This is a genomic window from Rhodobacter sp. TJ_12, assembly GCF_020023995.1.
In the GTDB taxonomy this organism is placed as follows: Bacteria; Pseudomonadota; Alphaproteobacteria; order Rhodobacterales; family Rhodobacteraceae; genus Rhodobacter.
Genome location: NZ_NRRD01000016.1, coordinates 42574 through 61479, shown reverse-complemented (window position 1 = coordinate 61479; position 18906 = coordinate 42574). Strand labels below are relative to the sequence as shown.

Sequence of the window (18906 nt, the reverse complement as noted above, 5' to 3'; positions counted from 1 at the left end):
TGCGTCTTAGCGGCGCTTAGGCGGCGACCGGCGTGCCCGCATCCTTGGCGGCTTTCGCCTTTTCCTTGGCCTTTTTGTTGGCCCGTTTGCGCGCGCGATTGATCGCGACAAACATGCTCATCACCAATGCGGCCGAGACGGCCTCGGCCAGCGTCGCGGGCACCAAAAGCATCAGAAATTCTTGCGACATCAGGTTGATGTTGCCCAGCGCGACGAAGGTCAGACCGAACACCATGAACCAAGAGATCAGACCGGCAAACAGCCCGCCAAAGCGCGCCAGCAACATCCGCAGTGTCAGCGCATAAAGCAAAGCCCAGCCAGCCCAGACCAAAAGCTGCATCGGCTCACCCGGGTAAGCGGTGCCCAGCGCGCCGAAATAATCTTCCCACTGGCCCTTGAGCCAGTAGGAGTTGATGCCGAACTCGCAGGCGGAGATCCACACCCAACCGGCGACGATCGGCGTCAGACTCGATTTCAGACTCATGACTTCCCCCTAGAATATGTAAATTTCCGGCCACGATAGCACCAAGATGCTGCACGACAAACGGCTTCCTTTGACGCAGTTTGTGGAAAGACTCTCTGCATCGCGGCAAAAACGTGGCACAAGATCCTCTTTTGCGCGTGTTACAGTGCTTTTACTTGAAAAAGTGCGTCAGGGCAGGCAAAGCCCCGCGCAAGCGCCCCGGCGCGCCGTATTTACAAGCGAAAGCAGGTCCCGCGATGACTCTTCCCAATCTCGCTCCTATTCCGGAGCTTTATGTTTCCCACGAATCCGCACAGAAACTTAAGGTTGAGGCAGGCGATCTGCCGTCGTGGGATTTGACCCCGCGCCAGATCTGCGATCTGGAACTGCTTATGAACGGCGGGTTTAACCCGCTTAAGGGCTTCTTGTCGGAAGAAGATTACAACGGTGTCGTCGAAAACATGCGGCTCGCCGATGGCACGCTTTGGCCGATGCCGATCACGCTCGACGTGAACGAGAAATTCGCCGAAGGCATCGAGGCCGGTCAAGATATCGCGCTGCGTGACCAAGAAGGTGTGATCCTTGCGATCTTGTCGGTGACCGACAAATGGGTGCCCAACAAGGCGCGCGAGGCGGAGAAAGTTTTTGGCGCCGACGATCTGGCCCATCCGGCGGTGAATTACCTGCACAACACCGCAGGCAATATCTATCTGGGCGGGCCGATCACCGGCATTCAGCAGCCCGTGCACTACGATTTCAAAGGCCGCCGCGACACGCCGAATGAATTGCGCGCCTATTTCCGCAAACTGGGCTGGCGCAAGATCGTCGCCTTCCAGACCCGCAACCCGCTGCATCGCGCGCACCAGGAACTGACCTTCCGCGCCGCCCGCGAGGCCGAGGCGAACCTGCTTATCCACCCGGTCGTGGGCATGACGAAACCGGGCGATGTGGACCATTTCACCCGCGTGCGCTGCTACGAGGCCGTGCTCGACAAATATCCGCAATCGACCACCACGATGAGCCTTTTGAACCTTGCGATGCGCATGGCGGGCCCGCGTGAGGCGGTTTGGCACGGGCTGATCCGCGCCAATCACGGCTGCACCCATATGATCGTTGGCCGCGACCACGCCGGTCCGGGCAAAAACTCGGCGGGCGAAGATTTCTATGGCCCCTATGATGCGCAGGAATTGTTCCGCCAGTATCAAGATGAAATCGGCATCCAGATGGTGGACTTCAAGCACATGGTCTATGTGCAAGAACGCGCCCAGTATGAGCCCGCCGACGAGATTGCCGACAAGGACCAAGTCACGATCCTGAACATTTCGGGCACCGAACTGCGCCGCCGTTTGCGCGAAGGGCTTGATATTCCGGAATGGTTCTCGTTCCCGGAAGTGGTGACGGAACTGCGCCGCACCTCGCCGCCGCGCTCGAAACAGGGCTTCACCGTGTTCTTCACGGGCCTGTCGGGCTCGGGCAAGTCGACCATCGCCAACGCGTTGATGGTGAAGCTGATGGAGATGGGCGGGCGTCCGGTGACGCTTTTGGATGGCGATGTGGTGCGCAAGCATCTGTCATCGGAACTGGGCTTCTCGAAAGAGCACCGCGACATCAACATCAAGCGCATCGGCTATGTGGCGTCGGAAATCACCAAGAACGGCGGCATCGCCATCTGTGCGCCGATCGCGCCCTATACGGCGACCCGCCGCGCCGTGCGCGAGATGATCGAAGCCTATGGTGCCTTTGTCGAAGTGCATGTGGCCACGCCGCTTGAAGAATGCGAAGCGCGCGACCGCAAGGGGCTTTATAAGCTGGCCCGCGAAGGCAAGATCAAGGAATTCACCGGCATTTCCGACCCCTATGAAGTGCCCGCAAGCCCGGAACTGGCGGTCGACACGACCGGGCTTGATGTCGATCACTGCGCGCATCAGGTGATCTTGAAGCTGGAATCGATGGGCCTGATCAAAGGCTGATCCATCTGGTACGAAAAACAAACGCCCCGAAGCCAAGCTTCGGGGCGTTTCCTTTTGTTTGCGCCGATGATCGCGTCACGAGGCCCGCATCCGCGCGATCAGATTATCCTTGAGCCAGAACTGGTGATAAAGCGCCGCGCCGATATGGGCGAAGGTCAAAAAGAAGGCGAGCGTCATGATCGGGCCATGCCATTCGCCCAACGTGCGCATACCGAAATACCAAGAGGCTGCGCCCGCCATCGGACCAAGGATCAAAAGCGCGTAAAACACCCAATGCAGCGCCTCGGCCAATTTGGCCAAACGCGGATCACCGCCATCGGCGGGGGCAGGCACGCCATCACGCAAGCGCAGCAGCAACCGCAAGATCATCAGGCCAAGAAGCGTCAGCCCGACCGGAATATGCCAATCGGCGACAGAACCCGTCACCGGCTGGCCCGAATGCAATTGATAATTCGCGCGCCCCATCCCTTCGGACACGAAAAAGTTGAAATAGAACAGCACCACAATCACCCAATGCAGCGCAATCTGGGTCGGGGCGTAGGTTGTTTTCGATGACATCTTGGCCTCCTTGTTGGGGGTTCCCCATCCCAACCAAAGCGCGGCCAAAAAGTTTCACGCCCGCAGCAAGCTGCGGGCGCCACGTTTTCGTGATCTGGGATTTGGCCCGGCTTTCGGGCGCCCGGCTCAGTGCACGCTCAACGCCACGGCCTCGTTCTCGCGCGCCAGATGGAAGGCCATCCAGCGGTCCTTCACCAGCGCCAGCCGTTCACCATTGGCATCATGCAGCGCGTAAAGCTGGGTCAGCCCGCGCGCCTGCTGGCGAATTTCCTCGGGCAGGTCTGCCACAGCCACGGGGCGCACATAGACGATACGCTCGCTGCTTTCCCCGCCCATCGCGGGGCCGAAATCGAATTTATGATCCATGATTTTCCCCTTACCTCGTGTGGATCGGAATCGATTGCACGACCGGCTCGGGCTGCGCCCGCTTTAGGTCAATGTGCAAAAGGCCGTTTTCCAGCCCGGCTCCCGCCACCTCGACACCGTCTGCTAAGACAAAGCTACGTTGAAATGCGCGCGCGGCAATCCCGCGGTGCAAAAAAATGCGCTCGGTCCCGTCTTCGGCCTGACGACCACGAATCACCAAGGCGCGGTCCTCCATGGTGATGGCAAGATCGGCCTCGGCAAAGCCGGCCACGGCCAAGGTGATGCGGAATTCATCCGCCCCCGATTGCTCGATATTATAGGGCGGGTAGGCGTCGGAGCCGGATTTGGCTGTCCGCTCGACAAGGCGTTCGAGTTGATCGAACCCCAAAAGGTAAGGATGTGCGCCAAAGCTCAGTTTTGTCATCTGGCAAGCCCTTTGGAAAGCGACGTTGCAAAGAAGGGTCCCGCGATCCGGCAACCCTGTGTGCAAGATATGGGGGCTCCATACGGCGGCGCAAGAGGCTGCCCCCCGCCACAGCCCTTGAAATTTCCTCCGCAAATGCCAGAAATCGCTTATAATCATTCAAACGGCAGGCGACTCGCCCGCCCGTGATGTCATTGCTCTTTTGCCGGAACCCCGCCATGAACGCCCATAGCGATACGCCCTTGGAAATGAATTCGGACGAGGTGCTTCGGGTCAAGCTAGAGGTATTGCGGCGCGAACACCGCGACCTTGACGAGGCGATCACCGCACTTGTCGAAGCCACACACCCCGACCAATTGCGCCTTGTGCGGCTGAAAAAGCAAAAGCTTGCACTGAAGGATCAGATCGCCCGGATCGAAGACCGGCTGACCCCCGATATTATCGCCTAAGCTCAAAGGCGCACCGGGTGCGGGCGGGCCCTTGCCCCCACGGACCACCCGCCTATAGTGCCGGTTCCAGAATTTGGGGGACCGGATGGGCGTGAAAGTTGGAATCATCATGGGCAGCCAGTCGGACTGGGCGACCATGCGCGAAGCGGCGACGATCCTTGATGAACTGGGTGTCGCCTATGAAACGAAGATCGTCTCGGCACACCGCACCCCGGACCGGCTTTGGGCCTATGGCAAAACCGCCGCCGAACGCGGTCTTCAGGTGATCATCGCGGGTGCGGGCGGCGCGGCACATTTGCCCGGCATGATGGCGTCGAAAACCCGTGTGCCTGTGGTGGGCGTGCCGGTGCAGACCCGCGCGCTTTCGGGTGTCGACAGCCTTTATTCCATCGTGCAGATGCCCAAGGGCTTTCCGGTTGCCACAATGGCGATTGGCGCAGCGGGCGCGGCCAATGCCGGGCTGATGGCGGCGGGGATTTTGGCGCTGCAAGATCCCGATCTGGCCACGCGGCTTGATGCGTGGCGCGATGCGCTTTCCGCTTCGATCCCCGACGAACCGAAAGATGACTGACATGCTGAAACCGGGCGCGACGATTGGTATTTTGGGTGGCGGGCAACTAGGGCGGATGCTTTCGGTCGCAGCGGCGCGCATGGGGCTGAAATGCCATATCTATGAACCCGGTGCAGGCGCGCCAGCGGGCCATGTGGCCGAGCGGGTCTTTACCGCGCCTTACGAGGATGAAGCTTGCCTGCGCGCCTTTGCGCAAGGCGTCGATGTCATCACCTATGAGTTTGAGAACATCCCGACCTCGGCGCTGGATCTTTTGGAAAGCCTGCGCCCGATCCGCCCGGGGCGGCGCGCGCTTGCGATCAGCCAAGACCGGATCTTGGAAAAGAGCTTTCTCAATGAAATCGGCCTGACCACCGCACCTTGGGCACAAGTGGATGACGCCGCCACGCTGGAAGCCGCGCTGGCGAAGATCGGCACGCCCGCGATCTTGAAGACCACGCGCCTTGGCTATGATGGCAAAGGCCAGGCCCGGATCATGGCGGACACCGAAGCCGCAGAGGCTTTGGCGGCCATGGGCGGGGCCGCGGCTGTGCTTGAAGGGTTCGTGAATTTCTCGGCCGAGATTTCGGTGATTGCCGCGCGCGGGCTGGATGGCGCGGTTGCCTGCTATGACCCCGGTGAAAACGTGCATAAGTCGGGCATCCTGCACACAACGACCGTGCCTGCCCGTATCTCGCCCAATCTGCGCTCGGATGCGGTTCTGATCGCGGCGCGCATCCTCAATGCGCTCGATTATGTGGGCGTTTTGGGGGTGGAGCTGTTCGTGACGCCCGAAGGGCTGGTGGTCAATGAAATCGCGCCGCGCGTGCACAATTCGGGGCACTGGACGCAAGCGGGCTGTGCGGTCGATCAGTTCGAACAGCATATTCGCGCGATCGCGGGCTGGCCCTTGGGCGATGGCGGACGCTATGCCGATGTGGAAATGCTCAACCTGATCGGCGATGACGTGGATCGCATCCCCGAATTTGCCAAGGCGAAAAACACGCAAATCCATCTTTACGGCAAGGCCGAGGCCAAGCCCGGCCGCAAGATGGGCCATGTCAATCGCGTGATCTAAGCGGGGGGCGCCGATGCGCCCCTAGCTGCGCTCCAGATTAAGGGCGATCAAATCGGTGACTTGCGCCGCATGGGTGACGGGCAGCATATGCCCCCCGCCCGGAATGCAGGCGGTGCCCACATCAGCCAAACGCTCGGCCATCGCGGCGCAGACCTTGGCGACGATCGGCGGGCTTTGATCGCCATGGATCAGCATCACCGGCGCATCGATCCCTTCAAGCCCATCGGCGCGCCAAATCTGACCCGGGTCTTCGAAATTGGCGCTGGAGATATTCCGCACCATCGGCATTTGCGTGCAAAAACGTTCGCGTTGATGTTCAGGCAGCGCCTCCCACGGCACGCCCGCGCCCCAATCACGCATGAAACCTTTGGCGGCGGCTTCATAGGCGCCGCTATCGATCAAGGCTTCGAAATTGTCCTGATGAGCGCGCAAATCGCGCCATTCGGCGCTGCCCTCAACCGATTTAAAGAGAACCGGCTCGATCAGCGTGAGCGAGCGTACGGCTTCGGGTGCGCCCACCGCGATGCGCAGCGCAACCGAGGCGCCGAAACTATGCCCGATCAAATCGACGGGCCGGGTGATGAAACCAGCGGCCAATTGCGTGACCAGCTTTTGATAGGCCCCGGGCTCCGCCCCCGCCGCCATCCACGGGCCGGATTGGCCATGGCCGGGCTGATCAAACACGGTGGTCGTCAGGACATCGGTTAGGGGATCGAGCACCGGCCCCCACAGGCTCGACGCGCCCAAAGTGCAATGGATGGCAAGCGCCGGGCGTTCCCCTTGCCCAATCTCTTGCCAGTAAATCTCGTGGCCCAACCGCGTATCGCGCGCCATCACAACATGCCCAGATGCGCGTCAAGAAAATCAAGCCGATCTTGGCCCCAAAAGCGCTGATCGCTTTCGGCCACAATGTAGAAGGGCGAACCAAAGACCCCGCGCTCCACCGCTTCTTCAAGGTTTTTCTCATAGGCCATTGCGCCGGTAAAAAGCCCGGTGGTGACAAGGTTCGAGTCGAACCCCGCCGCTTCAAGCTTTTCGCGCAAGACGTCATCTTCGCCGATATTGCGGTCTTCGACCCAGACCGCTTGCGCGATCCCCTGCACCAAGGCCCCCAAATCGCCGCCGCCCGCCGCCTGCGCCGCGATCACCGCATATGACGCCGGTGCGCCATTGGGCGGATAGCCCGCGGGTTTGAACACCATCTCTTTGCCCAGATGTTTCGCCCAGCGCTCCAACTCCTGCATCCGATACTCCATCCGGCTGGGATGGCGCGCAGCGGGGCGCACACCGCCTGTGCGATCAAAGAGCGTGAGCAGATCAAGCGGCTTATAGGTGATGCTCGCGCCATGTTTCGCCGCGATCTGTTCCAGCCGATCCCCGGCCAAATAGGTCCAGGGGCTGAAAACAGAGAAAAAGTAGTCGATCTGCGCCATAGTATCGCTCCCCGGTCGTGCAAGGTTTGCGGGCAGGCTAGCCCGGTGCTAATGCAGGCGCAATCCGGCGAATCCGTGGCCCAACAGCCGGAACCCCAGAAAGGACGAAAGATGCCCGCGATGACTGAACCGAAGCTCATTTCCGGCAATGCCAACCGCCCGCTTGCCCAAGCCATTGCGCGGCGCATGTCGATGCATCGCGGCATGTCGGTGGGTCTGGTGGACGCCCGTGTGGAACGGTTCAACGATCAAGAAATCTTTGTCGAGGTCTATGAGAACGTCCGCGGCGAAGACATGTATATCATTCAGCCGACCTCGAACCCGGCGAATGACAACCTGATGGAACTGCTGATTATGACCGATGCGCTTAAACGCTCGTCGGCGGATCGCATCACCGCTGTCATTCCCTATTTCGGCTATGCCCGCCAAGACCGCCGCGCCAAGGCCCGCACGCCGATTTCGGCCAAGCTGGTGGCGAACCTGTTGACCGAGGCGGGCGTGGATCGGGTGCTGACGCTCGATTTGCACGCGACGCAGATCCAAGGCTTCTTCGACATTCCGGTGGATAACCTTTACGCCGCCCCGGTCTTTGCGCTCGACATCTTGCACCATTTCAAAGGCCAGTTGGACGATGTGATGGTGATCTCGCCCGACGTGGGCGGCGTGGCGCGGGCCCGTGAACTGGCCAAGCGCATCGGCGCACCGCTCGCCATTGTAGACAAACGCCGCGAAAAGGCGGGCGAAGTCGCCGGCATGACGGTGATCGGTGAGGTGACCGGCAAGAAATGCATCATCGTCGATGACCTTTGCGACACCGCAGGCACCTTGTGCAAAGCCGCCGAAGTGCTGATTGAAGCGGGCGCGACCGAGGTGCATTCCTACATCACCCATGGTGTGATGTCGGGTCCGGCGGTTGAGCGCGTCACAAAATCGGTGATGAAATCGCTGGTGATCACCGATTCCATCGAGCCGACCGAAGCGGTGAAAAACGCCCCGAATATCCGGATCGTGCCGACCGCGCCGATGTTCGCCCAAGCGATCTTGAACACGTGGTCGGGCACCTCGGTCAGCTCGCTCTTTGAGACGGACACTTTGGTGCCGATCTACGAGGGGCTCTATTCCACTGGCTAAAGCTGGACAGGCACCGCCAAATCGCTCAAGGCTCGGGTCATGATGATCCGAGCCTTTTTCATTTTGCTGTTGTCCGCCCTACCCGCCGCAGCGGACTGCACGCTTTTGCTGCATGGGCTCGCGCGTTCCTCCAACTCCTTATTCGTGCTCGAAAAGGTGCTGATGGCGCGGGGGCGCAAGGTGGTGAACCTTGATTACCCTTCGACCGAGGAACCGCTAGAGGCTTTGGCGGCGCGCATTGATGACGGGCTCGCCCAATGCGGTGCGGGACGGGTCGATGTTGTCACCCATTCGATGGGCGGGATTTTGCTGCAGCTTTGGGCCGAGCGGGGCGCAAACGCTGCGCGCATCCACCGCGCAGTGATGTTGGCGCCGCCCAATGGTGGCTCTGAAATCGTGGATACCTTTGGCGATAAGGCTTGGTTTGGCTGGCTCAATGGCCCGGCAGGTGTGCGCCTTGGCACCAATGAAACCGATGCCCCCGCGCAACTGCCCAAGCCACAATTCGCCTTTGCTGTGATCGCTGGAGAGGACAGCCTGAACCCGATCACCTCTTGGCTGATCCCCGGCCCCGATGATGGCAAGGTCTCGGTTGAAAGCGCAAAACAAGCGGGGATGGCGGACTTCATCGTGCTGCCGGTCACCCATACATGGATGATGGATGACCCGCGCGTGATTGTGGAAGTGTTGGCGTTTTTGAACACCGGCGCATTTGAGCCGGTGCCAAGTTGGGGCGCGGCGGCCAAGCGGCTCGCCCTGCCCTAAGCTCTATTTCAGATGCGATAGGAAGGTGTCGATCTCTTCTTCCGTCGTGGCCCAGCTTGTCACCATGCGCGCCGAAAGTGGCTCGGACGCCTCGCCTTCCAAAGACTGATCAAAGGGCCAGAGGTAATAGGCTGCCCCCGCATCATGCAGCCGACGATGCGCAGACCGCGGGAAGGCCGCAAAAACCTCATTCGCTTGGGTCGGGTGCAACAGATGCGCGCCGGGCACCGAAGTGATCCCGGCCGAAAGCTTCGCCGCCATCGCATTGGCATGGCGCGCCAGATCCAGCCATAGATCATCCTGCAAATAGCCCATCATCTGCGCGGCCAAGAACCGATGCTTGGAAAACAGATGCCCGCCCCGCTTGCGGCGCAGTTCAAACTCCCACGCGCGCTTGGGGTTGAACAAGATCACCGCTTCCACGCCCATGCAGCCGTTTTTGGTGCCGCCGAAGCTTAGCGCCTCCACACCCGCTTTCCACGTCATCTCGGCGGGTGTGCAGCCGGCACTGACCAAAGCATTGGCAAAACGCGCACCATCCATATGCACGGGCAGCTTGAACTCTTGCGCCACGGCGCAAAGCGCGGCGACCTCTTGGGGCGTATAAATCGCACCCGCTTCGGTCGCATTGGTGATCGAAACCATGCCGCGCTGAACATTGTGAATACCGCCGCGCCCGGTATGGGCAATGGTGCGGCGCAGCGCTTGCGGGTCCATCTTGGCATCGGCCCCATCGACCAACACAAGCTTGGAGCCGCCGGTATAAAACTCGGGCGCGCCGCATTCGTCTTCTTCAATATGGGCGTTGCGGTGGCAGAAGATCGCACCCCACGGCTGGGTGAGCGCCGCACAGGCCAAAGCGTTCGCCGCCGTGCCGGTGGGCACCAGATAGACGGCGGCCTCCGGGGCCTCAAAAATCTCGCGCAGGCGGGTCACCACCGCTTTGCTGTGCGCATCCGCCCCGTAAGAGGCGACATGGCCCGTATTGGCCGCCGCAAGCGCCGCCATGATCGCAGGGGCCACGCCTGCGGTATTGTCAGAGGCGAAGTGCATTCAAAGATCCTCGATCACGTAATCTTGCCAATCATCCTCGGGCACCACCGCCTCGGAAACGGTCCAGCCGCGCACCGATTGCCCAGCCTCATGCACCGTTTCAAGCGCGCCCGAGATCAGATAATGCCAGTCCGGCAACGGCTGATCTTCCCAGCGCAGCCGATAGGCACAGGTGACCGGCATCCAATAGACGCTTTTCTTGAGCGATTTCGGCGTCAGCCGCACACATTCAGGCACGTAATCGTGGCGATTGTCGTAGCTCATGCAGCGGCAAGTGTCGCCATCGAGCAACTTGCACGCCACACGGGTGAACTCCAGTTCGCCCGTATCTTCGTATTCCAGCTTGTTGAGACAGCATTTACCGCAGCCATCGCAAAGCGCCTCCCATTCGGCGGGGCGCAAGGCGGTGAGTGGCAGGGTCCAGAACTTCGGGCGCAGAGTGGTCATTGCGCGCAACCTGACGCATGCGAGCCGGATTGGAAAGGGGGCTTAGGCGCTGGCGAGGATTTTGCGCGCGGTCTCGCAATCATTCGCCATCTGTTGCATCAGACCGTCCAGACCGTCGAACTTCATTTCCGGGCGCAGATAGGCCACCAGCGCAACCGACAGGTGCTGATCGTAAAGATCCCCATCAAAATCGAAGATGAAAGTCTCCAGATTCGGGGTGTTTTCGCCAAACATCGGGCGCACGCCAAGGCTGGCCGCGCCGTGATAGCTGCCCGCTTGCGGGCCAGTCAGCACATCGACCTTGACCGCATAGACCCCAAGCTTGGGCAGATGCAGGCCCGACACCGACATATTTGCGGTGGGAAAACCCAGCCCTTTGCCGCGTTTGTCGCCATGGATCACCGCACCTTCGATCCGGTGCAGGTGGCCCAGCATCTTGGCGGCATCTTCGGGGCGGCCTTCGCTCAACGCGCGGCGGATATTGGTCGAAGAGACCTCGACCCCGTCAATGTGCAAAAGCGGCGCGACCGTGACCTCGTAGCCGAACCGCTTGCCCAGTTCGATCAATTCGGCGGTGCCCGCCGCGCGGCCTTTGCCAAAGCGGAAATCGCCCCCAACGGTGACATGGGACACGCCCAAGCCCTCGGCCAGCACTTCGCGCGCAAAGGCTTCGGGGTCCATCCCCGCCAGTTCCGCGTTGAACGGCAGTTCAAACAGCCGTGCGACGCCCAACTTTTCCAGCCGATGCCCGCGCGCCTCGGCATTCATCAGCCGGAATGCGGGCGCATCGGGGGCGAACACTTCGCGCGGATGCGGCTCGAAGGTGATGATCCCCAAAGGGGCCGCGCCGCGTGCAAGATCGATCACCGACTGGTGGCCCAGATGCACCCCGTCGAAATTGCCCATCGCCACCGAGGCGCCGCGCGCCTCGGCCCCAAGGCCCGCCCAATGGGTGTAAGTCTGCATCGTCCCCGCCTCCGGCGAGGCCGCCGGCCGTATCGTCAGTTGCTGGCAGCGGGCGCCAGAACCTGCGCCTCGCCTTCGATCACCACCGTATCGCCCACGCGGCAGCGGGTTTCAAGGGTCACGCGACGCTTGGCCGGATCAATGGCCGCCACCGTGACCTCGGCGGTGACCACATCGCCCGGACGCACCGGGGCGCGGAATTTCAACGACTGGCCCAGATAGATCGTGCCATGGCCGGGCAATTGCTCGCCGATCACCGCCGAAATCAGCCCAGCCGACAGCATGCCATGGGCGATCCGGCCCTTGAACATCGTGCCCTTGGCGAAATCTTCGTCCAGATGCACAGGGTTATGATCGGTCGACACTTCGGCGAACAATTCGATGTCGCGGTCGGTGATTTCTTTGGTCAGCGAGCGGCTCATGCCGACTTCAAGTTGGTCGATGCTGATCGTGCCGCGCTGGATCGTATCGGTCATGGGGCGCTCCGGGCCTGAGTTATGTTGCAGCGCGGCATAGCATGCCCCAGGAAACCACGCAAGCGCAGCGCAACTTAAGAACTCAAAAGAGACCCCAGGCGCAATATAGTTTTGCGCCCGAAATTCAGCGCAGCTTGCCGATGGTGAATTGCGGGTCTTGCTGGCGCGCACCCAGCCAACCGGCCAACAGATCCGGGTCCGGGTTGCCGACATCGGGGCCAAATTGCTCTGCCGCCAAGCCGCCCGAAACGAACAGCACGTCGATCCCTTCGCCAAGCGCGCCCGCGACATCGGTGTTGATCCCATCGCCAATCGCCAGAATGCGGCTGTCATCCACCTCGCGGATTTCCGTCAGGCGGCGACGCGCCATGTCATAGATCGGCGGATGCGGTTTGCCGAAATAAAGCGTTTTGCCGCCCATTTCCTCATAAAGTGCCGCAAGCGCGCCCGCGCAATAAATCCGCCGCTCGCCCATATCGACCACCACATCGGGGTTGGCGCAAAGCATGGTCAGGCCACGGTTTTTCGCCGCCAAAAAGCGGGCGCGATAATCTTCGGGAACTTCATTGACCTCGTCAAAGGGGCCGGTGCAAACGATCCCTTCGGCCTCGTCGAAATCGACCCGCTCCACATCGGCGCGGCCTGCCCATGCCTCGGGCACCTCTTCAAAGAAGCCATCATCCTTCGACGGGCCCAAATGCCAGATCTTGCGCCCCACCGCGCCCGCGAACATCGCATCTTGCGCGGCATCGCCCGAAGATACGATCCCGTCATAGGCGGCGCGCGGCACGCCCATCCGGTCCAATTGCTCGCCCACGAATTTCGCCGGGCGCGGCGCATTGGTGATCAGCATCACAGTCCCGCCATGCGCGCGGAAGGTCGTCAGCGCCTCGACCGCCGCTGGGAACGGGCGCACCCCATTGTGTAGACAGCCCCACAAATCGCAAAAAACGGCGTCATAACGATCAGAGATTTCGTCGAGCGAGCGGATGATACGGGTCATGGGTGGCCTTTCGGGAGTATGGCGCGGGCCTTCAGCCGCAGCGCGCAGGCAGCTTATGGCATTGATGCGACAGAATGGCAAAGGTCAGCGACCGTGCAAAACCCGCTTTTACCCCGGCAAGGTCTTGAGATTGGCCCCCAAGGGCGCCGCCCCCTGCCCGCTCCTTGCTCCGCCCCCCTAAGGTGGGGTATCTGTTTTGTTCACCACCACCAAAGAAAGCGAGCAGCATGGCCGGCGATCTTCTCTCCTCGTCCCCGACCGAAACCTATGACGCCTCTTCGATTGAGGTGCTCGAAGGGCTCGAACCGGTGCGCAAACGCCCCGGCATGTATATCGGCGGCACCGATGAACGTGCGCTGCATCACATGGTGGCAGAGATTCTCGATAACGCGATGGACGAGGCCGTGGCAGGCCATGCCAACCGGATCGAGCTGGAAATGAACGAAGATGGTTCGGTCACCGTGCGCGATAATGGCCGCGGCATCCCGGTCGATCCGCACCCCAAATTCCCCGGCAAATCCGCGCTTGAGGTGATTTTGTGCACGCTGCACGCGGGCGGAAAATTCTCCAACAAGGCCTATTCGACCTCTGGCGGGTTGAACGGGGTCGGCTCGTCGGTGGTGAACGCGCTTTCTGACAGCATGGTGGTGCAGGTCGCACGCAACCGCGAATTGTTCGAACAACGTTTTTCGCGCGGCGTGCCGCAAGGCCCGGTGGAAAAACTGGGCGCGACCCCGAACCGGCGCGGCACCACGGTGACCTTTCACCCGGACGAACAGATTTTCGGTGCGCTGACGCTCAAGCCCGCGCGGCTGTTCAAGATGGCACGCTCCAAAGCCTATCTGTTTTCGGGCGTGGAAATCCGCTGGAAGACCGCCATCCCTGATGGCGACACCCCCACCGAGGCCACCTTTCACTTCCCAAATGGTCTGGCCGATTTTCTGGGCGAAACGCTCAAGGGCGCCTCGACCTATTCCGACAAACCCTTTGCGGGCCGCGTCAGCTTTGAAGAGAAATTCGGCGTGCCGGGCTCGGTCGAATGGGCGATCAACTGGACGCCGGTGCGCGATGGTTTCATCCACAGCTATTGTAACACCGTTCCCACACCCGAGGGCGGCACGCATGAATCGGGCTTTTGGGCCGCCATCCTCAAAGGCATCCGCGCCTATGGGGAATTGTCGAACAATAAAAAAGCCGCCCAGATCACCCGCGAAGACATGCTGACGGGTGGCTGCGCGCTGATCTCGATCTTCATTCGTGAACCCTCTTTCGTGGGGCAGACCAAGGATCGGCTGTCCACCGAAGAAGCCGCGAAATGGGTCGAAAGTGCGGTGCGCGATCACTTTGACAACTGGCTGGCCGCCGATCCGAAATCGGCCGGCGCGATTTTGGATTTTCTGGTGCTGCGGGCGGAGGAACGGCTGCGGCGGCGCGCGGAAAAGGAAACCTCGCGCAAATCGGCCACCAAGAAACTGCGCCTGCCCGGCAAGCTGGTGGATTGTTCGGCCACGAACCGCGCGGGCACCGAGCTTTTCATTGTCGAGGGCGACTCGGCCGGTGGCTCGGCCAAAATGGCGCGCGACCGGGCCACGCAGGCGCTGTTGCCGCTGCGCGGTAAAATCCTCAACGTTTTGGGCGCGGCCAGTTCAAAGCTTGGCCAAAACCAAGAAATCAATGATCTGGCGCAAGCGCTTGGCGTCGGCCTTGGCTCAAAATTCCGCGTCGACGATCTGCGCTATGACAAGATCATCATCATGACCGATGCCGATGTGGACGGCGCGCATATTGCCAGCCTGCTGATGACCTTTTTCTTCACGCAGATGCGCCCGCTGATCGACAAGGGCCACCTCTACCTTGCCTGTCCGCCGCTTTACCGGCTGACCCAAGGCGCCAAGCGCATTTACGTGGCCGATGAGGCCGAAAAGGAAAAGATGCTGGCCAAAGGTCTTGGCGGCAAGGGCAAGATCGATGTGCAACGGTTCAAAGGTCTGGGCGAGATGGACGCGAAAGACCTGAAAGATACGACAATGAACCCCGCCACGCGGCAATTGATCCGCGTCACGATTGACGACGAATTCGCGGGCGAAACCGACGATCTGGTGGAACGCCTGATGGGGAAAAAGCCGGAACTGCGGTTCCAGTATATTACCGAAAACGCGCAATTCGTCGAAGAGTTGGACGTGTAAGCAAACGGGCAAACGCCCGCTTGGCTGACAGCCGGCCATCAAGACCGGCCGTCAGCCGTCACGCGGTTTAGCGCGCGGCCAAACCATGCGCCTCGGCATGGCACACTTTGGCCACGGGCGGCACTTGCCGAACCGGCAAGCCCTCGGTCAGGGCCACGGTGTCGAGCGCGATCATCCGTTCCTCGTCGGTGGGCACCACAAGCGTGGCTGCCCGCGCCGTCACCGCGCTGATGTTCGGCGGCCCCTTGCCCGCCACGGCATTGGCACGTGGGTCGATTTCGATGCCAAGGAAGCCAAGCCCTTCGCAAACCCGCGCGCGAATCTCGGCGCTGTTTTCGCCAATACCTGCGGTGAATACGAGCGCATCCAGCCCCCCCATCACCGCCGCATAGGCCCCGATCGTTTTGCGGATATGATAGACAAAGACATCCACGGCCAACTGGCAGCGTTTATTGCCCGCGGCCGCCGCATCGGTGACCTCGCGCATGTCATTGGACAGCCCCGACAGCCCCAAAAGTCCGCTTTTCTTATAGCAGATTTCCTCAACCTCTTCGAGGCGCATGCCCCGTTCGTTCACCAGATGGAAGATGATCGCCGGGTCAAAATCGCCCGCGCGTGTGCCCATGGGAACACCGCTGAAGGTGCCAAAGCCAATCGACGTGTCGACCGACTGCCCCCCCTTGATCGCGTCCAGCGTGACACCATTGCCCAGATGGCACACCACCATCGACAGCTTTTCAAGCGGGCGGTTCAGCAGCTCTGCCGCGCGCTGGCTGACATAGCGGCACGATGTGCCGTGAAACCCATACCGGCGCAGGCCATAGTCTTCGCTTAGGCTGTGCGGCAGGGCATAAAGATGCGCATGCTCGGGCACGGTCTGATGGAAGGCGGTGTCGAACACCACAACATTCGGGGCCCCGGGGAACAGGCGCTGAGCTTCCTCGATGCCGATGATATTACACGGATTGTGCAAGGGCGCGAAGGCCGCGCAATCGCGCAGAGCCTGCAAAACCGCATCATCGACCAGAACCGATTCCACGAAGACAGAGCCGCCATGCACCGCGCGATGGCCGATGGCCGTGATCGCGCCGGGGCATTCGATCACATGATATTCAGGCGACAGCAGGTATTCCATCATCAGCGCGAAAGCGGCGCGATGATCAGGCACCGGGCAGCGGTGATGCTCGCCCCGATGGCCCACGAAATGGTCGATATAGCCCTCTGGCTCGCCGATTTTTGCAATCATCCCAGACGCGGCCACATGCGCCAGATCGGGGGTGTAAAGCTGATATTTGAGGCTGGAACTGCCACAATTGATGATCAAGATCATGGGGGTCGTCCTTGTGGGGTCAGGAATGGGGCAACGCGACGGAGACCGCCGCGCCACCGGATCAAATGAAACGGCTCAGACCGGCAGCGGCACCAATGCCCAGAAGCCAAGGAAGCTCAGCAGGTTGACAGCAAAGGTCATCACCGCAATCGCACAGGCCGGGGGGTCAACGTGAGTGTCGCCGTGGCACAGGAAGGCGCGGGCAAAAAATTCGCCCAAGAATGCGGAGAGAATACCAATCACCGCGCCCCAGACCACGCTGCCAGATGCCACACCGGCCAGCGCCGCAGGCAGCATGATGTGATGCGAAACCGGCGTCAGCACGCCCAGCGTTAGAAACAAAAGGCTCGACGCTGCGATCCCAAAGGCCAAAAGCGCCCCGGGCACGCCATAGCTTACCCCAAGCCAGCCCCCCAAAAGCCCGCCGCCAACGCCAATCACCGCGATCTGTGCAAAGCTTGATTGGAAGGCCAGCCATTTGGTGGCATCGGTCGGGTGGAAAAAGCCCCGGCCCGGATCGGCCTTGCCGCAGAACCCGCAGGTGCCCCACAGGAAACGCGCGATAAAGGCCGAGATCACCACGCCCACCGCCGGAAGATCGCTAAAGGCCAAGCCCTCGCCAAAACTTGGCACAAAGGTCAGCGCCCAAAAGATCAGATAGCCGATCACCCCGAAGATACCGCCCACCAGCAGCACATCGGGGCTGTTGAGCCCCATCCCCGCCGTCACGATGTTGCGGCCGCTATCGATTTTGCCCTTCTTGGCCGCATAGGCCGCCGCCGCGACGCCCGCCGCAAAGCCCCCCGTATGCGGGCCAAAGGCGCCGAAGGGGATGCCAAAGAAGTCTGTCGCTTCGGGGGCCACGGCCAGCTGGATCGCCACGCCGATCATCGTCAAAAAACCGACAAAGGTAAACGCCGGCAAAGCACCAATGGCGGCGCCGAATATACCGCCGCCAAAAGCGACGAGCAAACCAAGTAGTGACATTCTGGTCTCCTTGTATTTCCGGGCGGTCCGCTTTGGATTATGTCCGGGTCATAGGGATTTATTCAGGCAAGGATGCCGAATGGCACCCAAAGCGGCATTTACCGAATAAAAGGCACGTCAAAATTGCCCCCGGAAAATATATTTTCGAGCAAAAGCACCGATTTTTTACGAGACGTGATTTCCTCCGATCGCGGCTATGCCGATCGGTCATCAAATTACGTGCGCGCCCCCGCAACGATCAAGATGAGCCCCTTGGCCTGTGCGGGTAGTTTCTTGCGGCCGCGCCACGAATCGCGGCGACACACCACAACAAAACCAAATCAAACACCTTATTTTATTATATTATATCAAGAAAAACCCGTGCGCCGCTCCGGCAACCGCTGCGCAGATCGCGCCAATGCACGGCCTGACAGGCGCAACCTTGCCCAGCGCACGGGGGCAAAGTTGCGCTGACCATGGCAAAAAATCACCTGTTCCTGTCTTTTCTTGTTCTGGGCGGAATAGGTTTTTAGCTGACCACATAAAAACGCCATGTGATTTGCGCGCAAAGCGCCATGCAATAAGGGCACGGCAAGTTATTCCCCTTCGATGTCAAGGTGGTCACGTTGCCGTTTTTCAGCACCAAGCCTATTCCTTTTTCCACGGCGCCGATGAACGGCACCGAAGGAACGGATCTTCATGAAACGCACTTCCGGACATAAAATCCTGATGATCGTCGGAGATTATACCGAAGATTATGAAGTGATGGTTCCGTTCCAAGCGCTCGAAATGCTCGGCTTCGCGGTGGATGTTGTCTGCCCGGGCAAACGCAAGGGCGAAACGATCCGCACCGCTATCCATGATTTCGAGGGCGATCAAACCTATTCGGAAAAACCCGGCCATCTGTTTCGGCTCACTGCCTCCTTCGCGACGGTCAGCCCGGAAGACTATGCCGGTCTTTATCTCGCCGGTGGCCGTGCCTGTGAATACCTGCGTCTTGACGCGCAGGTTCTGGCCATCGTGCGAACCTTCATGACGGAGAACCGGCCCATGGCCGCGATCTGCCATGGCGCGCAACTCCTGACCGCCGCTGACGTGGTGCGCGGACGTCGGTTGACGGCCTATCCGGCTGTCGAGCCCGAAGTGCGGGCGGCAGGAGCCACCTTCGTCGCAGTCGCGCCGGAGCAAACCGTGGTCGACGGAAACCTTGCAAGCGCACCGGCCTGGCCGGGGCATCAAACGCTGATGCGTGCGTTCGTGGGGCTCGTCGCTCCGACTCTTTTGACCTGACC

Annotated in this window: 22 protein-coding genes; 9 read left to right on the top strand and 13 right to left on the bottom strand. The window is 60.8% G+C overall.

Annotated elements, in window-relative coordinates; genetic code table 11:
* Nucleotides 1-16 precede the first annotated feature (16 nt).
* Nucleotides 17-484, bottom strand: a complete 468-nt coding sequence (locus tag CKO11_RS12215) for a hypothetical protein (RefSeq protein WP_223639136.1) — start codon at nt 482-484, stop codon at nt 17-19.
* Between the two features lie 236 nt (nt 485-720).
* On the opposite strand from CKO11_RS12215, the gene CKO11_RS12210 reads away from it, so the two are divergent.
* Nucleotides 721-2433, top strand: a complete 1713-nt coding sequence (locus CKO11_RS12210) for a bifunctional sulfate adenylyltransferase/adenylylsulfate kinase (protein WP_223639133.1) — start codon at nt 721-723, stop codon at nt 2431-2433.
* A gap of 75 nt (nt 2434-2508) precedes the next feature.
* Here the strand turns inward: CKO11_RS12210 and CKO11_RS12205 are convergent, their stop codons facing one another.
* From CKO11_RS12205 to CKO11_RS12195, 3 genes are all read right to left on the bottom strand, one after another.
* Complete coding sequence (locus CKO11_RS12205) at nt 2509-2991, bottom strand: cytochrome b (protein WP_223639130.1); 483 nt, start codon at nt 2989-2991, stop codon at nt 2509-2511.
* Between the two features lie 126 nt (nt 2992-3117).
* The gene (locus tag CKO11_RS12200) at nt 3118-3357 is read right to left on the bottom strand and encodes a DUF1150 family protein (protein WP_223639127.1); all 240 of its coding nucleotides are present in this window, start codon (nt 3355-3357) and stop codon (nt 3118-3120) included.
* A 10-nt stretch (nt 3358-3367) separates the two neighbouring features.
* The gene (locus CKO11_RS12195; RefSeq protein ID WP_223639124.1) at nt 3368-3781 is read right to left on the bottom strand and encodes an Hsp20 family protein; all 414 of its coding nucleotides are present in this window, start codon (nt 3779-3781) and stop codon (nt 3368-3370) included.
* Between the two features lie 218 nt (nt 3782-3999).
* On the opposite strand from CKO11_RS12195, the gene CKO11_RS12190 reads away from it, so the two are divergent.
* From CKO11_RS12190 to CKO11_RS12180, 3 genes are all read left to right on the top strand, one after another.
* Nucleotides 4000-4230: a YdcH family protein gene (locus CKO11_RS12190; RefSeq protein ID WP_223639120.1), complete on the top strand. Its 231-nt coding sequence runs from the start codon at nt 4000-4002 to the stop codon at nt 4228-4230.
* An 85-nt stretch (nt 4231-4315) separates the two neighbouring features.
* Entirely contained in the window at nt 4316-4801 is a 486-nt protein-coding gene (gene purE, locus CKO11_RS12185) for a 5-(carboxyamino)imidazole ribonucleotide mutase (RefSeq protein WP_223639117.1), read from the top strand.
* Nucleotides 4794-5858 (top strand): 5-(carboxyamino)imidazole ribonucleotide synthase, encoded by a 1065-nt coding sequence (locus CKO11_RS12180; protein ID WP_223639114.1) that lies wholly within the window; start codon nt 4794-4796, stop codon nt 5856-5858. Before purE ends, CKO11_RS12180 begins: the two co-directional genes overlap by 8 nt.
* A gap of 21 nt (nt 5859-5879) precedes the next feature.
* On the opposite strand, the gene CKO11_RS12175 is transcribed toward CKO11_RS12180, so the two are convergent.
* Both CKO11_RS12175 and CKO11_RS12170 read right to left on the bottom strand, forming a co-directional pair.
* Entirely contained in the window at nt 5880-6692 is an 813-nt protein-coding gene (locus tag CKO11_RS12175; RefSeq protein WP_223639111.1) for an alpha/beta fold hydrolase, read from the bottom strand.
* Complete coding sequence (locus tag CKO11_RS12170; RefSeq protein ID WP_223639108.1) at nt 6692-7291, bottom strand: 2-hydroxychromene-2-carboxylate isomerase; 600 nt, start codon at nt 7289-7291, stop codon at nt 6692-6694. The genes CKO11_RS12175 and CKO11_RS12170 overlap by 1 nt, the downstream gene beginning before the upstream one ends.
* 111 nt (nt 7292-7402) lie before the next feature.
* Here CKO11_RS12170 and CKO11_RS12165 point away from each other — a divergent pair, with 111 nt between their 5' ends.
* Both CKO11_RS12165 and CKO11_RS12160 read left to right on the top strand, forming a co-directional pair.
* Nucleotides 7403-8422 (top strand): ribose-phosphate pyrophosphokinase, encoded by a 1020-nt coding sequence (locus CKO11_RS12165; RefSeq protein ID WP_223639105.1) that lies wholly within the window; start codon nt 7403-7405, stop codon nt 8420-8422.
* A gap of 39 nt (nt 8423-8461) precedes the next feature.
* Complete coding sequence (locus tag CKO11_RS12160; RefSeq protein ID WP_223639102.1) at nt 8462-9187, top strand: alpha/beta fold hydrolase; 726 nt, start codon at nt 8462-8464, stop codon at nt 9185-9187.
* Between the two features lie 3 nt (nt 9188-9190).
* Here CKO11_RS12160 and CKO11_RS12155 read toward each other — a convergent pair whose 3' ends face one another.
* The 5 genes from CKO11_RS12155 to CKO11_RS12135 all read right to left on the bottom strand — a co-directional run bounded on the left by CKO11_RS12155 (nt 9191) and on the right by CKO11_RS12135 (nt 13132).
* Complete coding sequence (locus CKO11_RS12155) at nt 9191-10240, bottom strand: threonine aldolase family protein (RefSeq protein WP_223639099.1); 1050 nt, start codon at nt 10238-10240, stop codon at nt 9191-9193.
* A complete protein-coding gene (locus CKO11_RS12150) occupies nt 10241-10687 on the bottom strand; it encodes a YcgN family cysteine cluster protein (RefSeq protein WP_223639096.1) in 447 nt (148 codons plus the stop codon).
* Nucleotides 10688-10729: 42 nt separating this feature from the next.
* The gene (locus CKO11_RS12145; protein WP_223639095.1) at nt 10730-11653 is read right to left on the bottom strand and encodes a bifunctional riboflavin kinase/FAD synthetase; all 924 of its coding nucleotides are present in this window, start codon (nt 11651-11653) and stop codon (nt 10730-10732) included.
* A gap of 35 nt (nt 11654-11688) precedes the next feature.
* The gene (locus CKO11_RS12140; RefSeq protein ID WP_223639092.1) at nt 11689-12129 is read right to left on the bottom strand and encodes a MaoC family dehydratase; all 441 of its coding nucleotides are present in this window, start codon (nt 12127-12129) and stop codon (nt 11689-11691) included.
* Between the two features lie 124 nt (nt 12130-12253).
* Nucleotides 12254-13132 (bottom strand): TIGR01459 family HAD-type hydrolase, encoded by an 879-nt coding sequence (locus CKO11_RS12135; RefSeq protein ID WP_223639090.1) that lies wholly within the window; start codon nt 13130-13132, stop codon nt 12254-12256.
* A 227-nt stretch (nt 13133-13359) separates the two neighbouring features.
* Between CKO11_RS12135 and parE the strand changes: the two genes are divergently transcribed.
* Entirely contained in the window at nt 13360-15318 is a 1959-nt protein-coding gene (gene parE / locus CKO11_RS12130) for a DNA topoisomerase IV subunit B (protein ID WP_223639088.1), read from the top strand.
* A 67-nt stretch (nt 15319-15385) separates the two neighbouring features.
* On the opposite strand, the gene CKO11_RS12125 is transcribed toward parE, so the two are convergent.
* Together CKO11_RS12125 and CKO11_RS12120 are read right to left on the bottom strand one after the other, a co-directional pair.
* Nucleotides 15386-16648, bottom strand: a complete 1263-nt coding sequence (locus CKO11_RS12125; RefSeq protein WP_223639086.1) for an acetate/propionate family kinase — start codon at nt 16646-16648, stop codon at nt 15386-15388.
* Nucleotides 16649-16723: 75 nt separating this feature from the next.
* The gene (locus CKO11_RS12120) at nt 16724-17635 is read right to left on the bottom strand and encodes a permease (protein WP_223639084.1); all 912 of its coding nucleotides are present in this window, start codon (nt 17633-17635) and stop codon (nt 16724-16726) included.
* Nucleotides 17636-17707: 72 nt separating this feature from the next.
* On the opposite strand from CKO11_RS12120, the gene CKO11_RS12115 reads away from it, so the two are divergent.
* Entirely contained in the window at nt 17708-18088 is a 381-nt protein-coding gene (locus CKO11_RS12115; RefSeq protein ID WP_223639082.1) for a hypothetical protein, read from the top strand.
* 225 nt (nt 18089-18313) lie between these two features.
* On the top strand, nt 18314-18904 hold the full coding sequence (locus CKO11_RS12110; protein ID WP_223639080.1) for a DJ-1/PfpI family protein: 591 nt from the start codon (nt 18314-18316) through the stop codon (nt 18902-18904).
* The last annotated feature ends 2 nt before the right edge of the window (nt 18905-18906 follow it).